This is a genomic window from Amycolatopsis thermophila (assembly GCF_030814215.1).
Taxonomy (GTDB): Bacteria; Actinomycetota; Actinomycetes; order Mycobacteriales; family Pseudonocardiaceae; genus Amycolatopsis_E; species Amycolatopsis_E thermophila.
Genome location: NZ_JAUSUT010000001.1, coordinates 6650445 through 6672553 on the forward strand (window position 1 = coordinate 6650445; position 22109 = coordinate 6672553).

The window sequence follows — 22109 nt, forward strand, 5'->3', positions numbered from 1 at the left end:
GGAGTGGGATCAGCCGTGCCGCGCCACGGCTTCGGCGAGCTCGATGACGCCTTCGGCCGTCTTCACGTGGGCGAGGTCGATGTGCTGGCCTTCGAAGTCCACCGCCGCGCTGCCTTCGGCCTCGGCCTTGCGGAACGCGTCGATCATGCGCCGGTAGAACTCCACCTTCTCCGGCGACGGCGTGAAGACCTCGTTGGCCACCGCGACGTGGGAGGGGTGGATGCAGACCATCCCGCGGTAGCCGAGCCCGCGGTTGTCCTCGCAGAAGCGACGGAACCCGTCGAGGTCCCGGATGTCCTGCCACACGCCGGCGAGCGGGTGGTGCAGGCCGGCCGCGCGGGCGGCGAGGACGATGCGACTGCGCAGGTACAGGGTCTCAAGCCCGGCGGGGGTGAACTCGAACCCGAGCTCGCGCCCGACGTCGGCGTTGGGTCCGGTCGCGCCGAGCAGGCTGGCCACCCGCGGGCTGGCGGTGGCGATCTCCTCGCAGTGGGCCATCGACACCGCGGTCTCGTAGCTCACGATCAGTCCGACCGAGCCCGGCGCGAGCCCCTCCCGCTCCTCCAGGTGCGACACCACGGCGTCGATCCGCACGATCTCCTGCGCGTCGAACACCTTCGGCAGGAACAGCCCGGCCAGCCCCGGTCGCACCACGGCCTCCAGGTCGGCCCCGAGCAGGCCGCTGACGGAGCTGTTGGGCCGGACCCACAGGTCGGCCCGGGCGGCGTCGGCCAGCCGGTCCAGCGTCTCCGCGACGGTCTTGCGGGCGTCCGCCTTGTCCCCGGCGGGCACCGAGTCCTCGAGGTCGAGGATCACCGCGTCGGTACCCGAGGCGAGCGCCTTGTCGGCCCAGGTGGGCTTGTGCCCGGGGACGAACAGCAGGGAACGGTAGGGCTTCATCGGATGTCCTCCTTGACGGGACGGGAGAAGTCGGGCTTGCGGCGCTCGCGGTGAGACGCGAGGCCTTCGCGCACCTCGGGACCGGCGAAGCCGTAGAACTCCAGCGCGAGCGAGGAGTCGAAGATGGCCCCGGCGATCTGCCGGTACCACGCGTTGAGGGACTGCTTGGTCCAGCGGATCGCGGTGGGCGCCCCGGTGGCCAGCTCGCGGGCGATCTCCCTGGCGGTGGGCAGGAGGTCGGACTCCTCGTCGACGCAGAGCGAGACCAGGCCGATGCGCTCGGCTTCCTGGCCGGTGAGGGGCCGGCAGGTCATGAGGTAGTACTTGGCCTTGGCCATGCCGCACAGCAGCGGCCAGCACACGGCGGCGTGGTCACCGGCGGCGACGCCGAGGCGGGTGTGGCCGTCGACGATCTTCGCGCTCCGGGCGACCACGGACACGTCGGCCAGCACCCCGGCGACCAGCCCGGCTCCCACGGCGGGACCGTGGATGGCCGAGACCGTCGGCTTCGAGCAGTCGATGACGTTGTAGACCAGGTCCCGCGCCTCGCGCATGGTGCGCGTGCGGGTGTCGTAGTCGGTGGACAGCTTCTCCACCAGGTCGAACGAACCGCCCGCCGAGAACGCCTTGCCCTCGCCGCGGAGCAGGACGGCGGCCACGTCGGGGTCGCGGTCGAACTCGCGCCAGATCTCGGCGAGGTCCGCGTGGGCGGCTTCGCTCACCGCGTTGAGATTGGGGGCGTCGAGGACCAGCTCGATGACCCCGTGTTCGTCGGGGCCCTCCACCCGCAGGTGGGGGAAACGTGCGTAGCGGCTCATGTGCTTCCTTTCCTGTCCCGGCCGAGGAAGAGCCCCTCCCGGTCGTGGTCGCGCAGCTCGGCGACGTCCTCGGCGGTCACCGGCCGCAGCTCGCGGACGTCCTCGGCCACCTTCAGGTCCCAGCCGCAGCGAGCGCGCACCGCGGCGATCCGCTCGGCGAGCGCCTCCGGCCCGGGGGCGACGTGGGTGAGGACCAGGTCGCCGTCGCGCATGGTCAGCGTGCCGGCGTCGGTGACGACGGCGCGGACGCGCGCGCCGGGGCTGGTGACGTAGTCGCACTGCTCGATGAACCGGCGGGGACTCAGCGTGCCGACGACCAGGGTTTCGTCGGCGTTGGTGACGACGTCGTTCGCGCCGCCGGACCCGACGAGGTGGGGGCCGCCGGCGATCTTGGTGGTGTTGATGTTGCCGTGGCGGTCGATCTCGGCCGCGCCGACGCACGCGATCGAGCGGGTGCGCGGCCCGTTGACCAGGGTGCCCAGCACCTGCTCGGTGTCCAGCAGCATCGAGGCGGTCGGGAAGTTGGCGAAGCTGAAGATGAACGGGTCGCCGGGGGTGGGGGTGTAGTCCCACAGCCCCAGTTCGGCGGCCAGCGCGACCTCGTGACCGGCGGCTTTCGACCGCGCGACGCCGACCCACGCGGCGAGGTTGGCCAGCCCGGCACCGGCCAGCACGGCGTCCGCGCCGGTGGCCGCGATGCGCTCGCCCAGCAGGTCGGCGAGCCAGACCGCCGCGCGCTCGGCGGGGGTCGGCGGTCCGCCGTGGCCGTCGCCGCGCGGTACCAGCGACGGCCCGCCGGCCGCGCGCACCAGCTCCGCCAGCCGGTCGCCGCCGAGTTTCGCGAGGTAGGCCTCGTGATCGGCGGGTTCGAGGATCCACTCGCGGATCCAGTCGTCGAACCGCTCGGAGCGGGTGGCGGTGCGCACGTCGATCCAGAAGGGGACGTCCTCGGCGTAACCCCGCACCGGCAGCGCGGCACCCGCCGGACCGGCGAACACGCCGCCGGGGTGGGCACCGAACGGCGCCTCCACGACGGCGAGCACCCGGTGGGCGGGGATCCGCACCAGCGGCGACCAGGCACGCAGATCGTCGACCACCTTCTCCACGGTGGCGAGCACCCCGCGCCGGGCGGCGAACGCACCGATCGAGCCTTCGAACATCGGCGGGGCGATCGCCAGGTTGCCCCGCCGGTCGGCCACCGCGGCGTGCACCACCGCGATGTCGGGGGCCAGGGGCGCGACCAGGCCGACCCGGCCGAACCGGGTGTCCACTTCGTCGTAGGCGTCGTTGGCGGCCATCGACGAGCCGCGCACCGAACCGGTCACCACCGCGGGCACCCCGGTGGCGGCCGCGCGCAGCCGCTGGATGAAGCTCAGGAACGACCAGTTCTCCACCTGCACCGCGCCGCTGCCGTAGGCCTGCTGGAAGACCGGGTTGGGCGTGAACACGGGGAACGAGTCTCCCGAGTAGACGGTGACGACCCGCTCCAGGCAGCCCGCGCGGAACAGCACAGCCCCGAGCGAGGACAGGCTCGCCATGATCAGGGTGAAGGCCGGCGGCCTGCCCCAGTGCTGCCGCGCGATCTCCCGGACCAGGGCGCTCCACCGGGAGTGGCCCATCATCACGTGGATCGCGTCGCCCGGCCGGACGTGGCGGGCCACCGCCTCGTCCAGCCGGCAGAAGTCGGTCGCCAAGCCGGCACCCCCGTTCCTCGCCACGTTCGCCGCCTGACCATATAATATATTTTACGATTAGACGAGTGCGCTGGACCACACCCGAGCTCACCCGGCCGCGTCGTCCCAGAACCCGCGCTCCTCGAGCAGCGCCACCGCGCGGTTCCCGCCGCGCAGGAAGTGGTCCTCGGTGAGCTTGCGGGCCACGTCGCCGGCCCCCGCCCGCAGCGCGTCGATGATCTCCCGGTGGTCGGCGTGCGCCGCGGCCGACCACTGGGCGTGCGATTCGTAGAACCCGTGCGGGATCGCGCTGCCCAGCACCTTCAGCTCCGAGACGAGCCGGCGCGAGCGCGAGGCCCGGTTGATCACCCGGTGGAACTCGAAGTTGAGCACGTCCAGCCGCTCGCTCGACACCTCCGTCTCCATCCGCGCGGCGATCTCGTCGAGCGCCTCCAGGCTGGCCGGAGACATCCGCGCGGCCGCCCGCTCGGCCGCCAGGCCGGAGATCACGCCGAGCATCCAGTACTGGTCGCGGACGTCCTCCCGGGACAGCCTGGCGACGAACGCCCCGCGGCGTGGCACGACCTCGATGATCCCCTCGACCTCGAGCGCGATCAGCGCCTCCCGGACCGGGAGCTTGCTGATCCCGAGCCGCTCCGCCACCGCGTCCTGGTCGATCCGGACCCCCGGGCGCAGCACCCCGGCGAAGACCTGCCGCCGGATCTCCTGGGCGGCGGCTTCCTTGAGGCTGGCCGGGAGAGCCACCCGCCGCGACCTCGGGAAGACCGAGTTGTCCAGTACCATGTCCGCCCTGCCTTCCGTCGACCACCGCGGATACACATCATAATATATTTTACTTCAGCAGCAGCCGAGCGACGTGATAAAATATTTTCCATGAGCACTCCCCCGGCCGTGAGCCCCGAGGACTTCCGACCGATCCTGGAGCTGGTGCGCGACTTCGTCCGGACGAAGGTCGTGCCCCGCGAGCAGGAGATCGCCGACAGCGATGCGATACCGGACGACCTGCGCAAACAAGTCGCGGAAATGGGCCTGTTCGGCTACGCCATCCCCCAGGAGTGGGGTGGCCTGGGCCTGGATCTGACCCAGGACGTGGAACTGGCCATGGAGTTCGGCTACACGTCGCTGTCGCTGCGGTCGATGTTCGGCACCAACAACGGCATCGCCGGGCAGGTGCTGGTGAACTTCGGCACCGAGGGGCAGAAGGCGGAGTGGCTGGAGCGCATCGCCTCCGGCGAGGTGGTGGCCTCCTTCGCCCTGACCGAGCCGGGCGCCGGGTCCAACCCGGCCGGCCTGCGCACCCGGGCCGTCCGCGACGGGGACGACTGGGTCATCGACGGGCAGAAGCGCTTCATCACCAACGCCCCCATCGCCGACCTGTTCGTCGTGTTCGCCCGCACCCGTCCGGCCGACGAGACGGGGCCCGGCATCGCCGTGTTCCTGGTGCCGGCCGGCACGCCGGGGGTCGAGGTCGGCGTCAAGGACCGCAAGATGGGCCAGGAGGGCGCCTGGACGGCGGACGTCGTGTTCTCCGGCGTCCGGGTGCCCGGTTCGGCCCTCGTGGGCGGGGACGAAGCGGCCGGCTACCGGGCGGCGATGACCTCGCTGGCGCGGGGACGCGTGCACATCGCCGCGCTGGCCGTCGGCACCGCCCAGCGCGCCCTGGACGAATCCGTCGCCTACGCCGCCTCGGCCACCCAGGGCGGCACCCCGATCGGTGACTTCCAGCTGGTCCAGGCGATGATCGCGGACCAGCAGACCGGCGTGATGGCCGGCCGCGCCCTGGTGCGGGACACCGCGCGGCGTTACGTCTCCGGCGAGGACCGCCGCATCGGCCCCTCCGCGGCGAAGCTGTACTGCACCGAGATGGCGGGCAGGGTGGCCGACCTGGCGGTGCAGATCCACGGCGGCACCGGGTACATGCGCGAGGTACCGGTGGAGCGCATCTACCGCGACGTGCGTCTGCTGCGCCTCTACGAAGGCACCAGCGAGATCCAGCGCCTCATCATCGGCGGCGCCCTCATCCGCAACGAAAGGACGGGACGATGAAGCTCAACGAGGACGAGGAGCAGATGGTCGCTCTCGTCTCGGAGTTCGTCGACGAGCGGGTGCGCCCGCGGGTGCGCGAGTTCGAGGAGGACGACATCTACCCCGGCGAGTTCATCGACGAGATGAAGAAGCTGGGGTTCTTCGGGCTCCTGGCGCCCGCCGAGTACGGCGGCGTGGACGTCAGCACCGCCTGTTTCGCGCGCGTGACCGAGGAGCTGGCCCGCGGCTGGATGAGCCTGGCCGGCGCCATCGGCGGGCACTCCGTCATCACCTACCTGATCAAGACGTTCGGCACCCCGGAGCAGCGCGAGAAGTACCTGCCGAAGATGGCCGAGGGGACCATCCGCGCGACGATGGCGCTCACCGAACCCGGCGGCGGCAGCGACCTGCAGGCGATGCGCACCCACGCCGTTGCGGTCGACGGCGGGTGGTCGATCACCGGGTCGAAGACCTGGATCTCCAACGCCGCCCACTCCGGGCTGATCGGCCTGCTGTGCATCACCGATCGCGAGGCGAAACCGGCCCACCGCGGGATGAGCGTGCTGCTGGTCGAGCCGGGCGAGGGCCTGACCATCTCGAAGAAGCTGCCCAAGCTCGGCTACCGCGGCGTGGAGGCGTGCGAGCTGGTGTTCGACGGCCGCACGGTGCCGGAGGAAGCGGTCCTGGGCGGCACCCCGCACCAGGGCTGGGCGCAGATGATGCGCGGCCTGGAGGTCGGCCGCATCCAGGTCGCCGCGCGCGCCCTCGGCGTGGGACAGGCGGCACTCGACGCCGCCGTGCGCTACGCCCAGGAGCGGGAGTCCTTCGGCAAGCCGATCTGGAAGCACCAGTCCGTGGGCAACCTGCTCGCCGACATGGCCACCCGCATGCGCGCGGCCCGGCTGCTGACCCTGGACGCCGCGGAGCGGCTCGACGCCGGCGAGCGGGCCGACATGGAGGCCGGCATGGCGAAGCTGTTCGCCTCGGAAGCGGCCATGCAGGTCGCGCTCGACGCCATCCGCGTGCACGGCGGCTACGGCTATTCCAAGGAGTACGACGTCGAACGCTACTTCCGCGACGCTCCGCTGATGATCGTCGGCGAGGGCACCAACGAGATCCAGCGCAACGTCATCGCCGCCCAGCTCATCGCCCGCAACCGGATCTGAGGGAGAGACATGTCCTTGCTGACCGACCGGACCGCCGTCGTCACCGGCGCCGCCCAGGGCATCGGGTTCGCCATCGCCGAGCTGTTCGCCGCCCACGGGGCCCGCGTGGTGATCGGCGACCTCGACGGCGACGCGGCCGTCCTCGCCGCCAAGCGCATCGGGGGCCCGGACGTCGCGCGCGGCGTCCGTTGCGACGTGACCGTGGCCGACGACGTGGACGCGCTGCTGGCGGCCGCGGAGGCGGCGTTCGGGCCCGTCGACGTCATGGTCAACAACGCCGGCATCACCCGCGACGCGACGATGCGGACCATGACCGAGGAGCAGTTCGACCAGGTGATCAACGTGCACCTCAAGGGCAGCTGGAACGGCACCCGCAAGGCCGCCGCGATCATGCGGGAACGCAAGCGCGGCGCGATCGTCAACATCTCGTCCCTGTCCGGCAAGGTCGGGATGGCCGGCCAGACCAACTACTCGGCGGCCAAGGCCGGGATCGTCGGCCTGACCAAGGCCGCGGCCAAGGAGCTCGCCCACCACGGGGTCCGGGTCAACGCGATCCAGCCCGGCCTGATCCGCACCGCGATGACCGAGGCCATGCCGCAGAAGGTGTGGGACCAGAAGATGGCCGAGATCCCGATGCGGCGCGCCGGCGAGGTGTCCGAAGTGGCCTCCGTCGCCCTGTTCCTCGCCAGCGACCTGTCGTCCTACATGACCGGCACGGTGCTGGAAGTGACCGGCGGACGGTTCATGTGACGCGCGCGTTCGCCGGGATCGACGAGGTGAAGGCCGCGCTCGGCGAGGAGCTCGGCCCCAGCGAGCCGCTGGAGATCGGCCAGGACCGGATCGGCGCGTTCGCCGACGCCACCGGCGACCACCAGTGGATCCACGTCGATCCCGAGCGTGCCGCGAACGGCCCCTTCGGCACCACCATCGCGCACGGGTTCCTCACGCTGTCGCTGCTCCCGTGGTTCGGGCAGCGGCTGTTCCGGCTGGACTTCGGCACCACGCGGATCAACTACGGCCTGAAGAAGGTCCGGTTCCCCGCGCCGGTGCCGGTGGGGTCGCGCCTGACCGCGACGGCGACGTTCACCGACGTCCGCGAGGGCCCGGCCGGTGCCACCCTCACGGTGCGGTACGCAGTCACCGCCGAGGGCGCGGCCAAGCCGGCGTGCGTGGCCGAAATGCTCCTGCTGGTCGCCTGAACACGCGAACGGGCCGGGACGCGCGAGGTGTCCCGGCCCGTTCTGCCGCGCCGTCAGTCGTGCCGGATGACGCCCCGGATGTTCTTGCCCTCGTGCATGTCCCGGTAGCCCTGGGTCACCTCGTCGAGGGTGTAGGTCCGGGTCACCAGCTCGTCCAGCTTGAGCGCGCCGTCCCGGTACAGCTGCAGCTGGCGCCGGATGTCCCAGGTCGGGTTCGAGTGGCCGAACAGCGTGCCCTGCAGGCGTTTCTGCGACAGGGCGAGATCGCCGAGCGCCACCTGCGCGCCGACCTCGGCCAGCGGGGCCATCGCGGTCACCACGCACGTGCCGTCCTTGCGGATCGCAGCGAGCCCCTGCCCCACGTGCTCGGCGGTGAGCACGCCCACGGTGAGGATCGCCGAATCGGCGCCCTGCCCGTTGGTGAACTGGCGGGCCAGCTCGGCCGCCTCGTCCATCGTCTCCACCGCGTGGGTGGCGCCGAAGGTCGGCGCGCTCTCCCGCTTGAAGGGGACCGGGTCCACGGCGATGATCGTCGTCGCGCCCGCGTGCGCCGCGCCCTGCAGGGCGTTGACGCCGATGCCGCCGGCGCCCATCACGATCACCGTGTCGCCCGGCTGCACGGCTGCGGCGTTGACCGCCGACCCCCACCCGGTCCCGACGCCGCAGCCGACCAGGCAGGCCTTGTCGAGCGGGATGTCGTCGTCGATCTTGACCACCGAGTCCAGCGACACCGTGGTCGTGGAGACGAACGTGGAGATGCCGCACATCTGCCCCACCGGCGTGCCGTCCGCGGTGTGCAGCCGGTAGGTGCCGTCCGTCCAGCGCGGGCCGGCGAGGATTCCCGCCCCCAGGTCGCACAGGGCCTGCCGCCCCGAGGCACAGAACCGGCAGTGCCCGCACACCGGCACCGCGAGGAAGACGACGTGGTCGCCCTCCTTGATCCCCTTGCGGTTCGGGTGCGCCTTGGTCACCACACCAGCGCCCTCGTGGCCGCCGGCGAACGGGTACGTGCCGACGGGGATGTCCCCCGTCGCGATGTGGTCGTCGGAGTGGCACAGCCCGGACGCCACCACCTTCACCTGGACCTCGTCCGGCTGCGGGTCGTCCAGTTCGAGGTCGACGACCTCGTACTCGCCCGGCGCCTCGCGCACGATCGCCCCACGGGTCAGCACAGTATGGTCTCCTTCGGTCGTCGTTCAGGCGGCGACGAGCGTCGCCGCCAGGCCTTGCCCACCGCCGACGCACATCGTCGCCAGGCCGCGGCGGCCGCCGCGGCGGCGCAGCTCGTGCAGCAGCGTGGTGACCATGCGCATGCCGGTCGCGCCGATCGGGTGGCCGAGCGAGATGCCCGAGCCGTTGACGTTGAGCCGGTCGTGGTCGTGCCAGCCCCAGCCCTCCAGGACGGCCAGCACCTGCACCGCGAACGCCTCGTTGAGCTCCACCAGGTCCACGCCGTCGAGCAGGGCCGCGGTGCCGGTGCCGGTGCGCGCCGCCAGCTTGGCGACCGCGGGGACGGGCCCGATGCCCATCCGGGCGGGATCGCAGCCCGCCGCCGCCCACGCGTCCAGGTATCCCAGTGGTTCCAGGCCGAGCGCCTCCAGCCGGTCCTCGGCGACGACCAGGCACGCGGCGGCCGCGTCGTTCTGCTGGCTGGCGTTGCCCGCGGTGACGGTGCCGCCGGGGGTCACCGGGCGGAGCCGGGCCAGCGACTCCGGCGTGGCGTCGGGGCGCACGCCCTCGTCGGTGGTGACCAGCAGCGGGTCGCCCTTGCGCCGCGGCACCTCGACCGGCACCACCTCCGCGTCGAACCGGCCGTCCTTCCAGGCGGCCGCGGCGCGCTGATGGCTGCGGGCGGCGTAGGCGTCGGCCCGGTCCCGGTCGATGCCGTAGTCCGCGGCCAGGTTTTCGGCCGTCTCGATCATCCCGGAGATCCGGCCGAACCTCGCCTCCGGCTGCGACCGCTCCCGGCCCCGGTCGAGCCGGTCGTAGAGCTGCACCGTGCCCGCCCGGGCGCCCCACCGGGTCGCGGTCGAGTAGTACTCGATCCGGCTCATCGACTCGACACCGCCGGCGAGGACCACGTCCGCCGCACGGGTCTGGACCATCATCGACGCCGTCACCAGCGCCTGCAGTCCCCCGCCGCAGCGGCGGTCGAGCTGCATGCCGGGCACGCCGATCGGCAGCCCGGCGTGCAGGGCCACCCAGCGGCCCACGCACGGCACCTCGGAATTGGCGTAGGACTGGGCGAAGACCACGTCGTCGATCCGCTCCGGATCGACGCCCGAGGTGGCGACGACCTCGCGGACCACGGCGGCCGCGAGGTCTTCGACGGGCAGGTCGCGCAGCGCTCCGCCGAACGAGCCGACGGGGGTGCGCAGGGGGCTGACGATCGCGGCGCGTCGCACGGGTTCTCCTCGATGGTGTCCGGATGGGGTGGTGGGGCGGGTCAGATCTCGAAGACCGCCTTGCCGCCGGTCTGCTTGTCGAACTCCCGGTAGGCCCGCTCGGCGTCGGCGAGCTGCCACCGGTCGGTGAACAGCTTGTCCACCTCGACGCCGTGCCGGGCGACGAACCGCGCGCAGTCCGCCTGCCCGGCGATGGAGAAGGTGTAGGAGCCGAGGATGGTCAGCTGCTTGCGGATGACCTCGGGGCTGACGTTCAGCGTCACCTCACCGCCTTCCCCGACGAACGCGACCCGGCCCCACCGCGCGGCGGCGCGGACCGCGGCGGCGCGGGCCGCCGGCGCGCCCGAGCAGTCCAGTGCGCGGGTCACGCCCTTGCCGCCGGTGAGTTCGCGGATGGCCTCGACGGGGTCGCTCGCGCTGGAGTCGATGGCGTGGGCCGCGCCGAACTCCGTCGCCTTGGCCACCCGCTCCGCGGCGATGTCCACCGCGATCACCTCGGCCCCCATCGCGGCGGCCAGCTGCACCGCGGACTGCCCGACCGGGCCCTGGCCGAAGACCGCGATGGTGTCGCGCGCGGTGAGGTCCAGCCGGACCAGTGCGCCGAAGGCGGTGCCGGTCCCGCAGGAGATGGCGGCGCCGGCGGTGAAGCTCAGTTCGTCCGGGAGCGGGACGAGCGTGCGCGCCGGGACCTTCAGGTAGTCGGCGTGGCCGCCGTGCGCGGTCGCGCCGAAGATCGCCGCACCCCGCTCGCACATCTGCGTCCAGCCGGTGCGGCACAGGTCGCAGAAACCGCACCCGTCGTAGTGGAAGACCATGACCCGGTCGCCTTCGCGGAAGCGCGTGACGTCCGGGCCGGCCGCCGCGACGACCCCGCACGGCTCGTGGCCGGCGATGATCCGGGCCCCGTCGCCGGAGAGCCCGAACGCCGCGAGCGCCTCGCCCGCGGGCGCGCGGTAGAACCTGAGGTCGCTGCCGCACATCCCGGAGGCCTTCATCTCCAGGACGACCTCGCCGGGCCCAGGAACCGGGTCGTCGAACGAGGCGATCTCCAGCTCGCGTTCACCGTTGAACACCACTCCGCGCATCTTCAGTCCTTCCGGGTCGCCACGCGTTCGACGAGGGCGACCTTGACGTGGTCCGGTCGTTTCAGCGAGCCCTCGGGCACCAGCTCGACGAGGCACTTGACGTTCAGTGCCGAGCGGAGGCGGGCTTCCAGGTCCGCGCGCAGCTCCTCCTGACGCGCCGGCGGCAGGTCCGCGGCGTGCTCGACCACCAGCGGCAGCGGCCGCTGCGTGGTGTGCCCGGGGAAGTCCGCGCGGATGCGCATCTCGCCCGTCGCCGCCGGGACGAACCGCTGCACCAGGTCCTTGACGGCCGAGGGGAACACGTTGATGCCGCGCACGATCAGCATGTCGTCGGTGCGGCCGACGCAGCGCACCTTGTAGCCGGTGCGGCCGCACGAGCAGCCGGTCCCGGTGACGACCACGTGGTCGCGGGTGCGGAAGCGCAGCAACGGCGAGGCCCGCCGCCGCAGCGCGGTGTAGACCAGCTCGCCGGTGGCCCCTTCGACGGGTTCGACGCGCTGTCCGGTGTCCGGGTCGATCAGCTCGGCGATCATCAGGTCCGGGGACAGGAAGTGCATCCCGTCGCCGGCCTCGCACTCGCCCCAGTAGGTGCAGGCGATGTCGGTGCCGCCGAGCATCTCGCGCACGGTGGCGCCCCAGAGGCGTTCCAGGTTGCCGCGCACGCTCGGCAGCCCGCCGCCGGGTTCACCGCCGACGCTGATCGTGCGGACGCCGAGTTCGGTGGCCGGGCGGCCGACGACGCCGGGTGCCTGCTCGGCGAGGTGGGCCAGGAAGTAGGGCGTGCCGATGATCCCGGACGGGCGCTGGTCGGCCTGCACGCGCAGCAGCCGCTCGGCGCCGGCCTCCGCCCCGATCGGGATGTCGACGACACCCATGTACTGCAGGATCTGCACGATCGGCAGGCCCCCGACGAACCCCTTGCTCATCCCGAAGGCGTGCAGGACCCGGTCGCCGGGCCGGAACCCGTTGGCGTACAGGGCGCGTGCCCCCAGCTCGCACCACGTGCCCACGTCGCTCGCGGTCAGCCCGACGTAGGACGGGCTACCCGTGGTGCCCGAGGACGCCTGGATCTGCACGATCTCCGCGGCAGGCGCGGCCACGTGCCGGCCCAGCGGAGGTGCGGCCGCCAGGCTGTCGCGGAGCTCCTGCTTCTCGGTGAAGGGCAGGCCCTGGAGATCGTCGACGGTGGTGATGCCGTCCGGGTCCACGCCGTGCTCGGCGAACTTGGCCCGGTAGAACTCGCTGTGCGCGGCCAGGTAGGCGATCTGCTCGCCGAGCCGCTCGTCCTGCACGCGCCGCGCCTGCGCCGCGGGGAGCGTCTCGGCCGCGCTCCAGTGCTCGCCGGAGTGCGGCTGGCGGGGGAAGGTGTGCACTGCGCCGCCCCTGGTCAGCGCTTGGCCGGGAGCATGGTGGTCACGACGGTGGCCGGCTGGTCACCGCGGTTGCTCCAGGAGTGCTTGTTGCCCCGGTTGATGATCGTGTCACCGGGCCGCAACAGCGTCTCGCCGGTTTCGAACACCGCGTACAGCTCGCCCGACACCACCGTGACCACGTCGACCGTCTCGGTGGCGTGCATGCCCATGACCTCCGCGTCGCCGGCGTTGGCGTCCTCACCGTGCAACGCGTCGATGGAAGCGCTGTAGGTTTCCGGGTCGATCTCGCTGTCCGGCGGGAACGTGGCCAGCCGCACCACCAGGCCGTTCGCCGGCGGGTCCAGCTCCACCTCCCCGGTCAGCGTGTCGCCGTCGTCCACATGGGACGGCAGGCGGTCCACCCGCCACACGTCGTTCACGGTGAACCCGGGCAGCGCCACGCGCGTGGCGGTGTCCTCGTCCACCAGGATGGCCGACCGGCCGTTCTCGTCGACCCCGGTCACGACCCGGCGCGCCCGCACGTTCGTGTGTTCACCAGCCATCGCCCACTCCTTTGTGCCGCTGTCTCAAATTAAATATATTATGTCCTGCGAGCGCATGTCAACGTCGCCCGTCGACCGGCGTGCCGCCCGTCGAACTCGGTGAACTGCTGCGGCGAGGGCCGCTCAGGCGGGGTCGAACTCGATCGTCGCCGGGTCGAGCCCGGCAGGCCGTGCCCGCATCGGCTTCGAGCACCGTGTCATCACCGAAGGCAGCGGGATCCCGCTGGCGGCGACCCTGACCGACGGCAACTGCCGACGTTCACCCGGCTCGCCCCGCTGCGGCACGCCCGGTCGAACCCGGCGAACTGCTGCCGCCGGCGCCGCTCAGGCGGGGTCGAACTCGATCGTGGCCGGGTCGACCACCGCTCCCCCGCCGTCGGCGACGAGCACGTGCCCGGTCACGATCGAGGCGTCCGGTGAAGCGAGGAACGCGCACACCGACGCGATCTCCGCCGGCTCGGCGACCCGGCGCAGCGGAACGTGCGCGGCGACGCGCTCGTAGGCCTGCTCCAGGGTGATCCCCTCGCGCTGGGCGAGGTAGGTCATCGCTCCCTCACCGAGCGGGGTGCGCACCCAGCCGGGGCACACCCCGTTCACGCGCACGCCCTTGGGCCCGTACTCGCGGGCCAGCCACCGCACCAGCCCGATCACCCCGGCCTTGGCGGCGCTGTAACCGGCGGTGCCGGGCGGGCCGGACAACAGCCCCGCCGTGGAGGCGATCATCACCAGCGATCCGCGGCGCCGCACCAGGTGCGGCATGACCTCGCCGGCCAGGAAGAAACCGCCGTGCAGGTTCACGTCGAACGCCGAGAACCACGCCGGGTCGCCCTTCGGGCTCGCCCCGCCGGAGATCGCGGCGCCCTGCGCGGCCACGACCGCGTCCAGCCCGCCCAGGTCCGCGACGGCCTGCTGCACCACCTCATGCACGGCGTCGCGCTGGGTGCCGTCGGCGGGCAGTGCGAGGCCGCCGATCTCGTCGGCCACCTCCTTGAGCCGGTCGGCGTTGATGTCGGTGAGGGCGACCTTGGCCCCGTCCGCGGCGAAGCGGCGGGCCGTCGCCGAACCCACGCCCCCGGCGGCTCCGCTCACCAGGACCAGTTCCGGTTTCCTGCTCATGTCGGCGTCTTCTCTCCGTCCAATTCGGATTCGATGTGGGCGAACGCCTCGCGCAACCGGTACTTGAGGATCTTGCCGGAGGCGTTGCGGGGCAGCTCGTCCGAGATGAGGAAGTACTTGGGGACCTTGTAGCCGGCCAGCCGTTCCCGGCAGAAGGCGCGCAGCGCGTCCGGTTCCGGCAGCTGCCCGGCCTCGGGCACCACGATCGCGCACCCGACCTCGCCGTAGCGGGAGTCCGGGACCGCGACGACCGCCGTCTCCAGCACCTGCGGGTGGGCCGCCAGGACCTTCTCCACCTCGGCCGGGTAGATGTTCTCCCCGCCGCTGCGGATCATGTCCTTGGCGCGGCCGGACAGGTGCAGGAAACCGTCGGCGTTGACGTACCCGAGGTCGCCCGTGCGGCACCACCCGTCGTGGAAGGTGGCGCGGGTGGCATCCGGGCGGTTCCAGTACCCCTGGCTCACCGCAGGGGACCGGACCTCGATCTCGCCGACCTCGCCCGCCGCGGCCTCCCGGCCCTCCGGCGTGACGACCCGCGCCTGGGCGAGCGGCAGCGGGCGGCCGATGCTCTTCGGCTGGGCGAGGAAGTCCCGGTCCTCCAGCGTGGTGGCGATGGCGCCGCCCTCGGTGAGCCCGTAGACCTGGGTGAGCTTGACCTCCGGCAGCCGGCGCTTGACCTCCTCGGCGACCGAGGGCATGACCATGTCGCCGCCGAGGATGAACCGCCGCAGCGACGGCGGCAGCACCCGTTCCAGGTCGTCCCGGTGCAGCAGCTCGTTGAGCATGAACGGGAACAGCAGGCAGTCGGTCACCCGCTCCGCCCGCAGCACCGCCAGCAGCCGGTCGACGGTGAAGTTCCCGGAGGGCAGGAAGACCGCCGTGCCGTGCATCAGCAGCGCCGGTGCGACGAACGCCTCGAACCCGCCGGCGTGGTACAGCGGACCCGGCACGAGCGAGACCGTCTCCTCGCCGAACTGCCACCGCAGCGCCTGCGCCGTCGCGATGGCCACGGTGTTGCCGTGTGTCCACACCGCACCCTTCGGGCTGCCGGTCGTGCCCGACGTGTAGAGCAGGCTCATCGGATCGTCCCCGGTCACCTCGGGCAGCTCGTCCGGGGTGAGCGGCTCCGCCTCGCGGAACACCTCGAACGGCCGCGCCCAGTCCGGCACCGGGTCGCCCGAGTCGGGCAGCACCACGTACGTGCCCACGCCCGCCTGGTCGCGCACCGGGTCGAGCCGGCCGGTCAGGCTGCTGTGGACGACGACCACGGAGGTCCCGGAATCGGCCAGGACGAACGCCAGCTCCGCCGGAGCGAGCCGGAAGTTCAGGCGGACGGTGATCACGCCCAGGCGCGCGGCCGCCAGGAACAGCGGCGGGTACTCCGCGTCGTTGAACAGCAGCAGACCGAGCCGGTCGCCCTTGCGCAGACCCAGTTCCCGCAGCGCCCGGGCGTACCGCAGCGTCTTGTCGTGCAGTTCGCCGTAGGTGATCCGGTCCCGGCCGTCGAAGCTGAACGCGATCCGGCCCGGGCCCGCCGCCGGCACCCGGGCGACCACCGAGTCCAGGATCCAGCTGAAGTTCATCCCGCACTCCCCGTTCGGCCGGAGGGACCGATCAGAATCTGCTTGAGCTCGGTGAACTCGCAGATCCCCTCCGGCCCGGCCTCGCGCCCCCAGCCCGACCCCTTCATCCCCCCGAACGGGGCGGTGAGCGCCGGGCCGAACGCGTTGACCGCGACCGAGCCGGCCCGGATCCGGCGGGCGTAGGCGACGCCCTTGTCACGATCCGCCGTGTAGACGCTCGCGGCGAGGCCGTAGCTGGTGTCGTTCGCAAGGCGCAGGCCGTCCTCGTCGTCGCGGTAGGTCAGCACCGCCGTCACCGGCCCGAACACCTCGTTGCGGGCCAGGTCGGAGTCCCGCGCCACGTCGGTCACGAGCGTCGGCTCGAAGTACCACCCGGCGTCGAACCCCGCGGGCCGCCGGCCACCCGCCACCACGCGCGCGCCGTCGGCGACGGCCCGCGCCACGAACCCCTCGGCACGCTCGACCACCGAGGGTGCGGCCACCGGGCCGATCTGCGTGCGCGGGTCCAGCGGGTCCCCGATGCGCAGCCCCTCCCACGCCTGCCGCAGCAGCTCGACGACCTCGTCGTGGCGCCGCTCCGGCACGAGGATCCGGGACAGCGCGGCGCAGATCTGGCCGGCGCCGCTGGTCGCGCCGGGCACCAGCGTCTTCAGCACGACCGTGAGGTCGGCGTCGTCGAGGATCAGCGCCGGGGATTTCCCGCCCAGCTCCAGGTGCGTGCGGGCGAACCGGTGGCGCGTGGACTCGATGATCTGCTGGGCGGCGGCCCGGCCGCCGGTGAGCGACACCATGTCCACGTGCGGGTTCGCGCTCAGCTCACGGCCGATCTCCACGTCGCCGCAGAGGATGCTCAGCGCGCCGGCCGGGAACCCGGCGCCGGCCGCGCACTCGGCGATGATCCGCATGATCAGCTGCGACTCGACCGCAGCCTTCACCACCACCGGGCAGCCCGCGAGCAGCGCGGGCAGCGCTTTGCTCGCCATCGTCACCAGCGGCCCGTTGTAGGCCATGATGGCGGCCACCACGCCCGCCGGCTCGCGCCGGACCACGACGTCGCCGAGCGCCGATCCGCGGACCGTGTCGCGCAGGACGTTCTCGGCGCTGTCCAGCAGGGTCCGCCACGCCCCCACCGCGGCGAAGCGGTGCAGGGTGCGGCTGTAGCGGACCGGCATCCCGGACTCGACCGCCCAGACCGTGCCCATGTCGTCTAGGCGCGCCTCCATGGCCGCGCAGAACCGGTCGCAGATCTCGACCCGGCCAGCCACGGGCATCTCCGCCCACGACGCCAGCCCGTCGGTGCGGGCGGCGTCGACCGCGGCCTGCGCGTGCTTGACCGAGGGCAGGCCGACGGTCGCGACCGGCTGCCCGGTGCTCGGCGAGACGATCCGGTACTCGCCGACGGCAGGCACCCACTCCCCCGCCACGAACACCTCGTCGGCGTGCGGCACGGTCACCCCGGCGACGTCCATCACGCACCCGCCGCCGGGAAGAACGGGCTCACCGGGCGCAGGAACATCGAGCCGAACGGCGGCCGCATGAACTCCGGGAGCACCATCTCACCGGAGATCAGCTGCTGCTTGACCGACTCCCGCATGGGGTCCAGCGGGCCGGTGGTCTCGTAGATCGCCAGGTGGCTGACCTCGGGCGTCACCACCCCGGGCAGCGGTTTGACATCGGAGAGCACGAACCGCTGGGCGCGCACGAAACCGGGCGCGGACAGGACCTGCGGGATGTGCTCCTCGTCGTACCACTTGTCGTAGGCGGCGGCGTCCTCCGGCCGGTGGCTGAACACCAGCCACAGGTGCCGGTCGTCGAGGCTGTCCAGCGCCGCGTAGCGCTCCGAGTGGTGCGGTTCGCTGACCGGGCGCAGGAACAGCGCCGTGAACGGCTGGACCATGAAGTCCGGCAGCACCATCTCCCCCGACATCAGCATCCGCTTCACCTCCTCGCGGAAGCGCGCCGGGCTGCCGTCGAGTTCGTACAGGGCGGCGTGCCCGAAGTCGACCGGCTCGGTGCCGGGCAGCGGTTTGGTGTCCGCGACCACGAACCGCTGGGCGCCGACCATCCCCGGCGAGTCCATCACCTGCGGGATGTGCTCCTCGTCGTACCACTTGTCGAAGGTGGCGCGCTCGCCGGTGAAGGTGGAGAAGGCGAAGAACAGGTTCCGGTCGTCGAAAGCAGGGACAGTTGCAGTCATCGTCGATCCTCGTCGTCGTTGGGGTGCACCGGGTTTCAGCGCCGGGCGCGCAGTTCCGCGGTGGCCTGCTCGTCGATGCGCAGGCCCTCCGGGTCGTGGTGGGGGTCGCCGACGACCACGACGCCGTAGTCGCGTGCCGCGCCTTCGACGCTGACGTAGGCGTTGCGCACGTCGGCGAGCACGCGTTGCGGGTCGCGGGCGAGCGGGTCGCCCCACCCGCCACCGCCGTTGGTCAGGCAGCGCAGGACCGTGCCGGGTTCGGTCCGCCACACCGGCCGGCTGGCGAAGTAGTGGTAGACGCCCTCCGGGTCCGGCGCCTTGCTGTCCGGATCGAGCACCCCGGCGACCGGGATGCTCCCGGCGTACACCTCGGCGGAGGTGCCGAGCAGCTCCCGTGCGCCCTCCCGCGGCGGGAAGAACCACATGGCGCCGTTCGGTCCGGCCTTGCCGCCGTTCGCACCGACCCCGCTGGGCACCTTCGTCCGGAACGGCGACAGGTAGTGGTTCGCCGCGGACAGCCACAACGTGTCCTTCAGGTTCGCGGCACCGCCGCGGAACTCACCGGCCCCGCCGGTGTCGATCGCGTGTTCCTTGCGGAGCATGACCACCGGCGCGTCGTGCTCGATGGTCTCGGTGGCCGGGTCGAGGTTGTTCAGGAAGAACAGGACGGTGTAGCTGTCGCCGTCGCCTTCCTTCGTCGCGCCCCACGGCCCGTGCTCGCCACCGCACTGGGTGGCGCTCGTCCACGGGGTTCCACCGGCCGTCACCCCGGAGGCGTTGTGGGTGTTGGTCGAGCCGTAGTCGCCGGCCACGCCCTTCTCACCGAGCACCGGGTTGAGCGCGTCGAAGATCGCCGACACCACGGCGCCGGAGGCCTCCCAGAACATCATGATCCCGCCGTCCGGGGGCAGGGACGACACCAGCGTGCCGGGTGGCGTGGCGAGGTCGATGGTGCGCCAGGTGCCCGACGTGAACGGCACCTCGGGGTCCAGCAGCATGGTCAACGCCACACCGACGGCGGTCTTGGCGTCCAGCACCCCGCAGTTGATGCAGGTGCGCGCCTGCGGCGAAGTGCCGGACAGGTCCACCTCGATGTGCTGCCCGCGCTTGCGCAGGGTCACCCGCACCGTGTAGTCGACGGTGTCGTCCAGGCCGTCGGCGTCGATCAGCGCCGAGCCGGTGTAGTCGCCGTCGGGCACGAGCGCGATCGCGTCGCGCATCCGCTCGGCCGAGGTGTCACAGGCGTAGGTCAGGGTGCCCAGGTAGGCGTCCAGCCCGTACCGCTCGATGTTCTCCAGCACCAGCTGTTCGCCGAGCTTGAGCTGCTGGTGGATGCTCTTGAAGTCGGGCAGCAGCATGCCGCCCCAGCGGGTGTTGTCGAAGATCAGGCTGAACGTCGAGCGCACCGGCTGGTCCCGCGACCACAGCAGCACGGGCGGGATGACGAGCCCGTTTTCGTACACATTGGACTTGGTGGCGGAGAACCCGCCGGGGACGGTGCCGCCCATGTCGAGCTGGTGGGCGCGCATGTTCACGAACGTGACGATCTTCCCGCCGGCGAACACCGGGCGGATGAAGCAGACGTCGTTGACGTGGGTGCCCCCGCGGTAGGGGTCGTTGCAGATCAGCACGTCGCCCGGGGACAGGTTCTCCGGGCCGTACTCCTCGACGGCGTTGCGCACGGCGTCGCCCAGCGTGCCGAGGAACACCACGAGGCTGTTGCTGACCACGGCCATCGGGTAACCGCGCTCCGGCGGACCGCTGATCGTGCAGGCGAAGTCGTACCAGTCGCGGATGATCGGCGAGAACGCCTCCCGCATGAAGCCGGTGGACATGTGCTCGACCGCGTACCGCAGGCGGTTGAGGATCACCGCCGAGGTGAAGCGGTCACTGCCGTAGGCGGCGGTGAACTCGTCGTCGGAGATTTCGCGCAGGCGCGCGGGCTCGGTCATGGGACTCACTTCCTCCGGATGATCAGTTCGCCGTACCGGCCCACGGTGGCCCGCTGACCCGCGCCCACGTGCGTCGTGGACAGTCCCTCGTGGACGACCGCCGGACCGTCGAGCACGTCACCGGCGCGCAACGCCGCCCGGTCGTACACCGCGGCCTCCTGCGCGCCCTCGCCGTCGGCGTCGAGGTCGCCGAGGTAGCGCAGCACGGTCGTGCGGGCCGGAGCGAGCGGTTCGCCGTCGCGTCCGGGGATCTCCGGGTAGGTCACCTTCGGGGTGTCCAGCACCGCCCGCACGCGGAAGGTCACTCCCTCGACCGGCAGCATCTCGAACCGGTTGCCCGACCGGGCCCCGTAGGTGTCGTGGAACGAAGAGATCATGGTGCCGATCGCGGCGCCGTCGATGGTGCCCTCCGGCACCGGGACGAATGGCGTCTCCCAGCTCTGGCCGACCAGGTGGGCGTCCATGCTGCGGTGGAACGTCACCCGGGTCCCGGGGTCGAGGCGTTCGGCCAGCTGCGCCTCCATCTCGGCGAAGAGGGCGTCGATCCGCGGCGCGGCCTCCGGGGTCAGCACCAGGTAGGCGCTCCGGTTGGCGGTGAAGACCTGGTCGGCGGAGAGCAGGCCGAGAGCCGAGAACAGGCCCGGGTTGGGCGGCACGATCACCTGCTTGCAGTGCACCGTGTCGAGCACCGCGGGCAGCAGCATCGGGCCGGCCGCCCCGTAGGCGACGAGGCTGTAGTCGCGCGGGTCGACGCCGTTCTTGATGGCGATGTTGAACACGCCTTCGGCCATGTTGTTCACGGCCATCTCGTAGGCGTAGCGGACGCGCTGCGCGAGCGTGAACTCCGAGTCCAGCGCCTCGAACGCCTGCCGGGACAGCGCGGGGTCCAGCGTCATCTCGCCGCCGGCGAACCCCTGCGGGTCGATGATGCCGATCATCAGGCAGGTGTCGGTGGTGGTCGGCAGGGTGCCGCCGCGGCCGTAGCACGCCGGGCCGGGCGCGGCTCCCGCGCTGTCCGGCCCCACCTGGATCTCGCCGGCCGGTCCGATCGCGACGATGCTGCCGCCGCCAGCGCCGATGCTGGAGATGTCGTTGGCCAGCGCGTTGACGACGAGGTCGTGTTCGAGCTCGAAGGTGGTGTTGACGAACGGTTCCCCGCCCGTCACGACGCTGATGTCGCACGAGGTGCCGCCGACGTCGGCGCAGAGCAGGTCCTTCTCCCCGATCAGCTCGCCGAAGTGCGCGCACGCGACGGTGCCCGCCGCCGGCCCGGAGAAGACGATGCGGAAGGGGTGCTCCATCGCCCGTCCGGAGGGGACGAGGGTGGCCGCGCAGTCGGCGAAGTTGAGCTGCCCGGTGAAGCCGAGCTCGGCGAGCCCCTTCTCCAGTCGTGCCGTGTAGTCCGAGTAGATGATCTTCATGAAGGTGTCGATCACCGTCGTGGAGGCCCGCGCGTACTCCTTGGCCAGCGGGGAGACGTCACTGGAGATCGAGCACGGGACATCACCCAGGACCTCGCGCACGAGCTCGCGCAGGCGCACCTCGTGCGCCGGGTTGACGTAGGCGTTGATCAGGCAGATCGCCACGCCCGTGACGCCGCAGCGCCGCAGCACGTCCAGCTCGGTGCGCGCCTGGGCTTCGTCCAGTTCGAACAGCACCCCGCCGTCGGCGGTGATGCGCTCGCGGATGCCCCGGCGCAGGTACCGCTGGACCAGCGGGCGTGCGGCGTCGCCGAAGCTGCGGCGCCAGCGCGGGTCCAGGATGGCCGCCGCCGGGCGCCACACCCGTCCCATGTCGAGGATGTCCCGGTGCCCCTCGGTGGTGAGGAACCCGATCTTGGGCAGCCGCCGGGTGATCACGGCGTTCAAGCCGTGCGTGCTGGCGTGGTTGAAGACCGTGGCGCCCTCGACGCCGAGCGTCGCCGCGCCGGCCAGGACGGGCCCGGAGACGTCGGTGTAGTCGGTGGACACCTTCGCGGTCCGGATCCGCCCGTCCTGCAGGGCCACCACGTCGGTGAACGTGCCGCCCACATCCACTGCGATCATCGTCGGCTC

At 72.0% G+C, this 22109-nt stretch carries 19 protein-coding genes; 4 read left to right on the plus strand and 15 right to left on the minus strand.

Annotated elements, in window-relative coordinates; genetic code table 11:
• Positions 1-9: 9 nt before the first annotated feature.
• From FB470_RS32570 to FB470_RS32585, 4 genes are all read right to left on the minus strand, one after another.
• Positions 10-900, minus strand: a complete 891-nt coding sequence (locus tag FB470_RS32570) for an HpcH/HpaI aldolase/citrate lyase family protein (protein WP_191244945.1) — start codon at positions 898-900, stop codon at positions 10-12.
• Positions 897-1718: an enoyl-CoA hydratase/isomerase family protein gene (locus FB470_RS32575; RefSeq protein ID WP_306997813.1), complete on the minus strand. Its 822-nt coding sequence runs from the start codon at positions 1716-1718 to the stop codon at positions 897-899. The genes FB470_RS32570 and FB470_RS32575 overlap by 4 nt, the downstream gene beginning before the upstream one ends.
• Positions 1715-3412: a CoA-transferase gene (locus FB470_RS32580; RefSeq protein WP_306997815.1), complete on the minus strand. Its 1698-nt coding sequence runs from the start codon at positions 3410-3412 to the stop codon at positions 1715-1717. Before FB470_RS32580 ends, FB470_RS32575 begins: the two co-directional genes overlap by 4 nt.
• An 87-nt stretch (positions 3413-3499) precedes the next feature.
• Complete coding sequence (locus FB470_RS32585; protein ID WP_306997817.1) at positions 3500-4195, minus strand: GntR family transcriptional regulator; 696 nt, start codon at positions 4193-4195, stop codon at positions 3500-3502.
• A gap of 90 nt (positions 4196-4285) precedes the next feature.
• On the opposite strand from FB470_RS32585, the gene FB470_RS32590 reads away from it, so the two are divergent.
• From FB470_RS32590 to FB470_RS32605, 4 genes are read left to right on the plus strand one after another with little or no spacing between them, the layout of a single operon-like run.
• On the plus strand, positions 4286-5458 hold the full coding sequence (locus FB470_RS32590) for an acyl-CoA dehydrogenase family protein (RefSeq protein ID WP_306997819.1): 1173 nt from the start codon (positions 4286-4288) through the stop codon (positions 5456-5458).
• Positions 5455-6603 carry an acyl-CoA dehydrogenase family protein gene (locus tag FB470_RS32595; RefSeq protein WP_191244950.1) on the plus strand — a complete coding sequence of 383 codons (1149 nt, stop codon included), beginning with the start codon at positions 5455-5457 and terminating at the stop codon, positions 6601-6603. The genes FB470_RS32590 and FB470_RS32595 overlap by 4 nt, the downstream gene beginning before the upstream one ends.
• A 9-nt stretch (positions 6604-6612) precedes the next feature.
• Positions 6613-7353: a 3-oxoacyl-ACP reductase FabG gene (gene fabG / locus FB470_RS32600; protein WP_306997821.1), complete on the plus strand. Its 741-nt coding sequence runs from the start codon at positions 6613-6615 to the stop codon at positions 7351-7353.
• Positions 7350-7802 (plus strand): MaoC family dehydratase, encoded by a 453-nt coding sequence (locus tag FB470_RS32605; protein WP_306997823.1) that lies wholly within the window; start codon positions 7350-7352, stop codon positions 7800-7802. Before fabG ends, FB470_RS32605 begins: the two co-directional genes overlap by 4 nt.
• 53 nt (positions 7803-7855) lie before the next feature.
• On the opposite strand, the gene FB470_RS32610 is transcribed toward FB470_RS32605, so the two are convergent.
• The 11 genes from FB470_RS32610 to FB470_RS32660 all read right to left on the minus strand — a co-directional run bounded on the left by FB470_RS32610 (position 7856) and on the right by FB470_RS32660 (position 22100).
• Positions 7856-8974, minus strand: a complete 1119-nt coding sequence (locus tag FB470_RS32610) for an NDMA-dependent alcohol dehydrogenase (RefSeq protein ID WP_191244953.1) — start codon at positions 8972-8974, stop codon at positions 7856-7858.
• Positions 8975-8998: 24 nt separating this feature from the next.
• Positions 8999-10207 carry an acetyl-CoA C-acetyltransferase gene (locus FB470_RS32615; RefSeq protein WP_306997825.1) on the minus strand — a complete coding sequence of 403 codons (1209 nt, stop codon included), beginning with the start codon at positions 10205-10207 and terminating at the stop codon, positions 8999-9001.
• A 41-nt stretch (positions 10208-10248) separates the two neighbouring features.
• Positions 10249-11292 carry a zinc-dependent alcohol dehydrogenase family protein gene (locus FB470_RS32620; RefSeq protein WP_306997827.1) on the minus strand — a complete coding sequence of 348 codons (1044 nt, stop codon included), beginning with the start codon at positions 11290-11292 and terminating at the stop codon, positions 10249-10251.
• A 2-nt stretch (positions 11293-11294) separates the two neighbouring features.
• On the minus strand, positions 11295-12665 hold the full coding sequence (locus FB470_RS32625) for a phenylacetate--CoA ligase family protein (RefSeq protein WP_306997829.1): 1371 nt from the start codon (positions 12663-12665) through the stop codon (positions 11295-11297).
• Between the two features lie 14 nt (positions 12666-12679).
• Positions 12680-13207 (minus strand): cupin domain-containing protein, encoded by a 528-nt coding sequence (locus FB470_RS32630; protein ID WP_191244957.1) that lies wholly within the window; start codon positions 13205-13207, stop codon positions 12680-12682.
• A gap of 324 nt (positions 13208-13531) precedes the next feature.
• Positions 13532-14323 (minus strand): SDR family NAD(P)-dependent oxidoreductase, encoded by a 792-nt coding sequence (locus tag FB470_RS32635; RefSeq protein WP_306997831.1) that lies wholly within the window; start codon positions 14321-14323, stop codon positions 13532-13534.
• Positions 14320-15906 (minus strand): class I adenylate-forming enzyme family protein, encoded by a 1587-nt coding sequence (locus FB470_RS32640; RefSeq protein ID WP_306997832.1) that lies wholly within the window; start codon positions 15904-15906, stop codon positions 14320-14322. Before FB470_RS32640 ends, FB470_RS32635 begins: the two co-directional genes overlap by 4 nt.
• Entirely contained in the window at positions 15903-17375 is a 1473-nt protein-coding gene (locus FB470_RS32645; protein WP_306997834.1) for an aldehyde dehydrogenase family protein, read from the minus strand. The genes FB470_RS32640 and FB470_RS32645 overlap by 4 nt, the downstream gene beginning before the upstream one ends.
• Complete coding sequence (locus FB470_RS32650; protein WP_306997837.1) at positions 17375-18103, minus strand: hypothetical protein; 729 nt, start codon at positions 18101-18103, stop codon at positions 17375-17377. Before FB470_RS32650 ends, FB470_RS32645 begins: the two co-directional genes overlap by 1 nt.
• A 35-nt stretch (positions 18104-18138) precedes the next feature.
• Entirely contained in the window at positions 18139-20055 is a 1917-nt protein-coding gene (locus tag FB470_RS32655; RefSeq protein ID WP_306997839.1) for a hydantoinase B/oxoprolinase family protein, read from the minus strand.
• A 5-nt stretch (positions 20056-20060) separates the two neighbouring features.
• Positions 20061-22100, minus strand: a complete 2040-nt coding sequence (locus tag FB470_RS32660) for a hydantoinase/oxoprolinase family protein (RefSeq protein WP_306997841.1) — start codon at positions 22098-22100, stop codon at positions 20061-20063.
• Positions 22101-22109 lie beyond the last annotated feature (9 nt).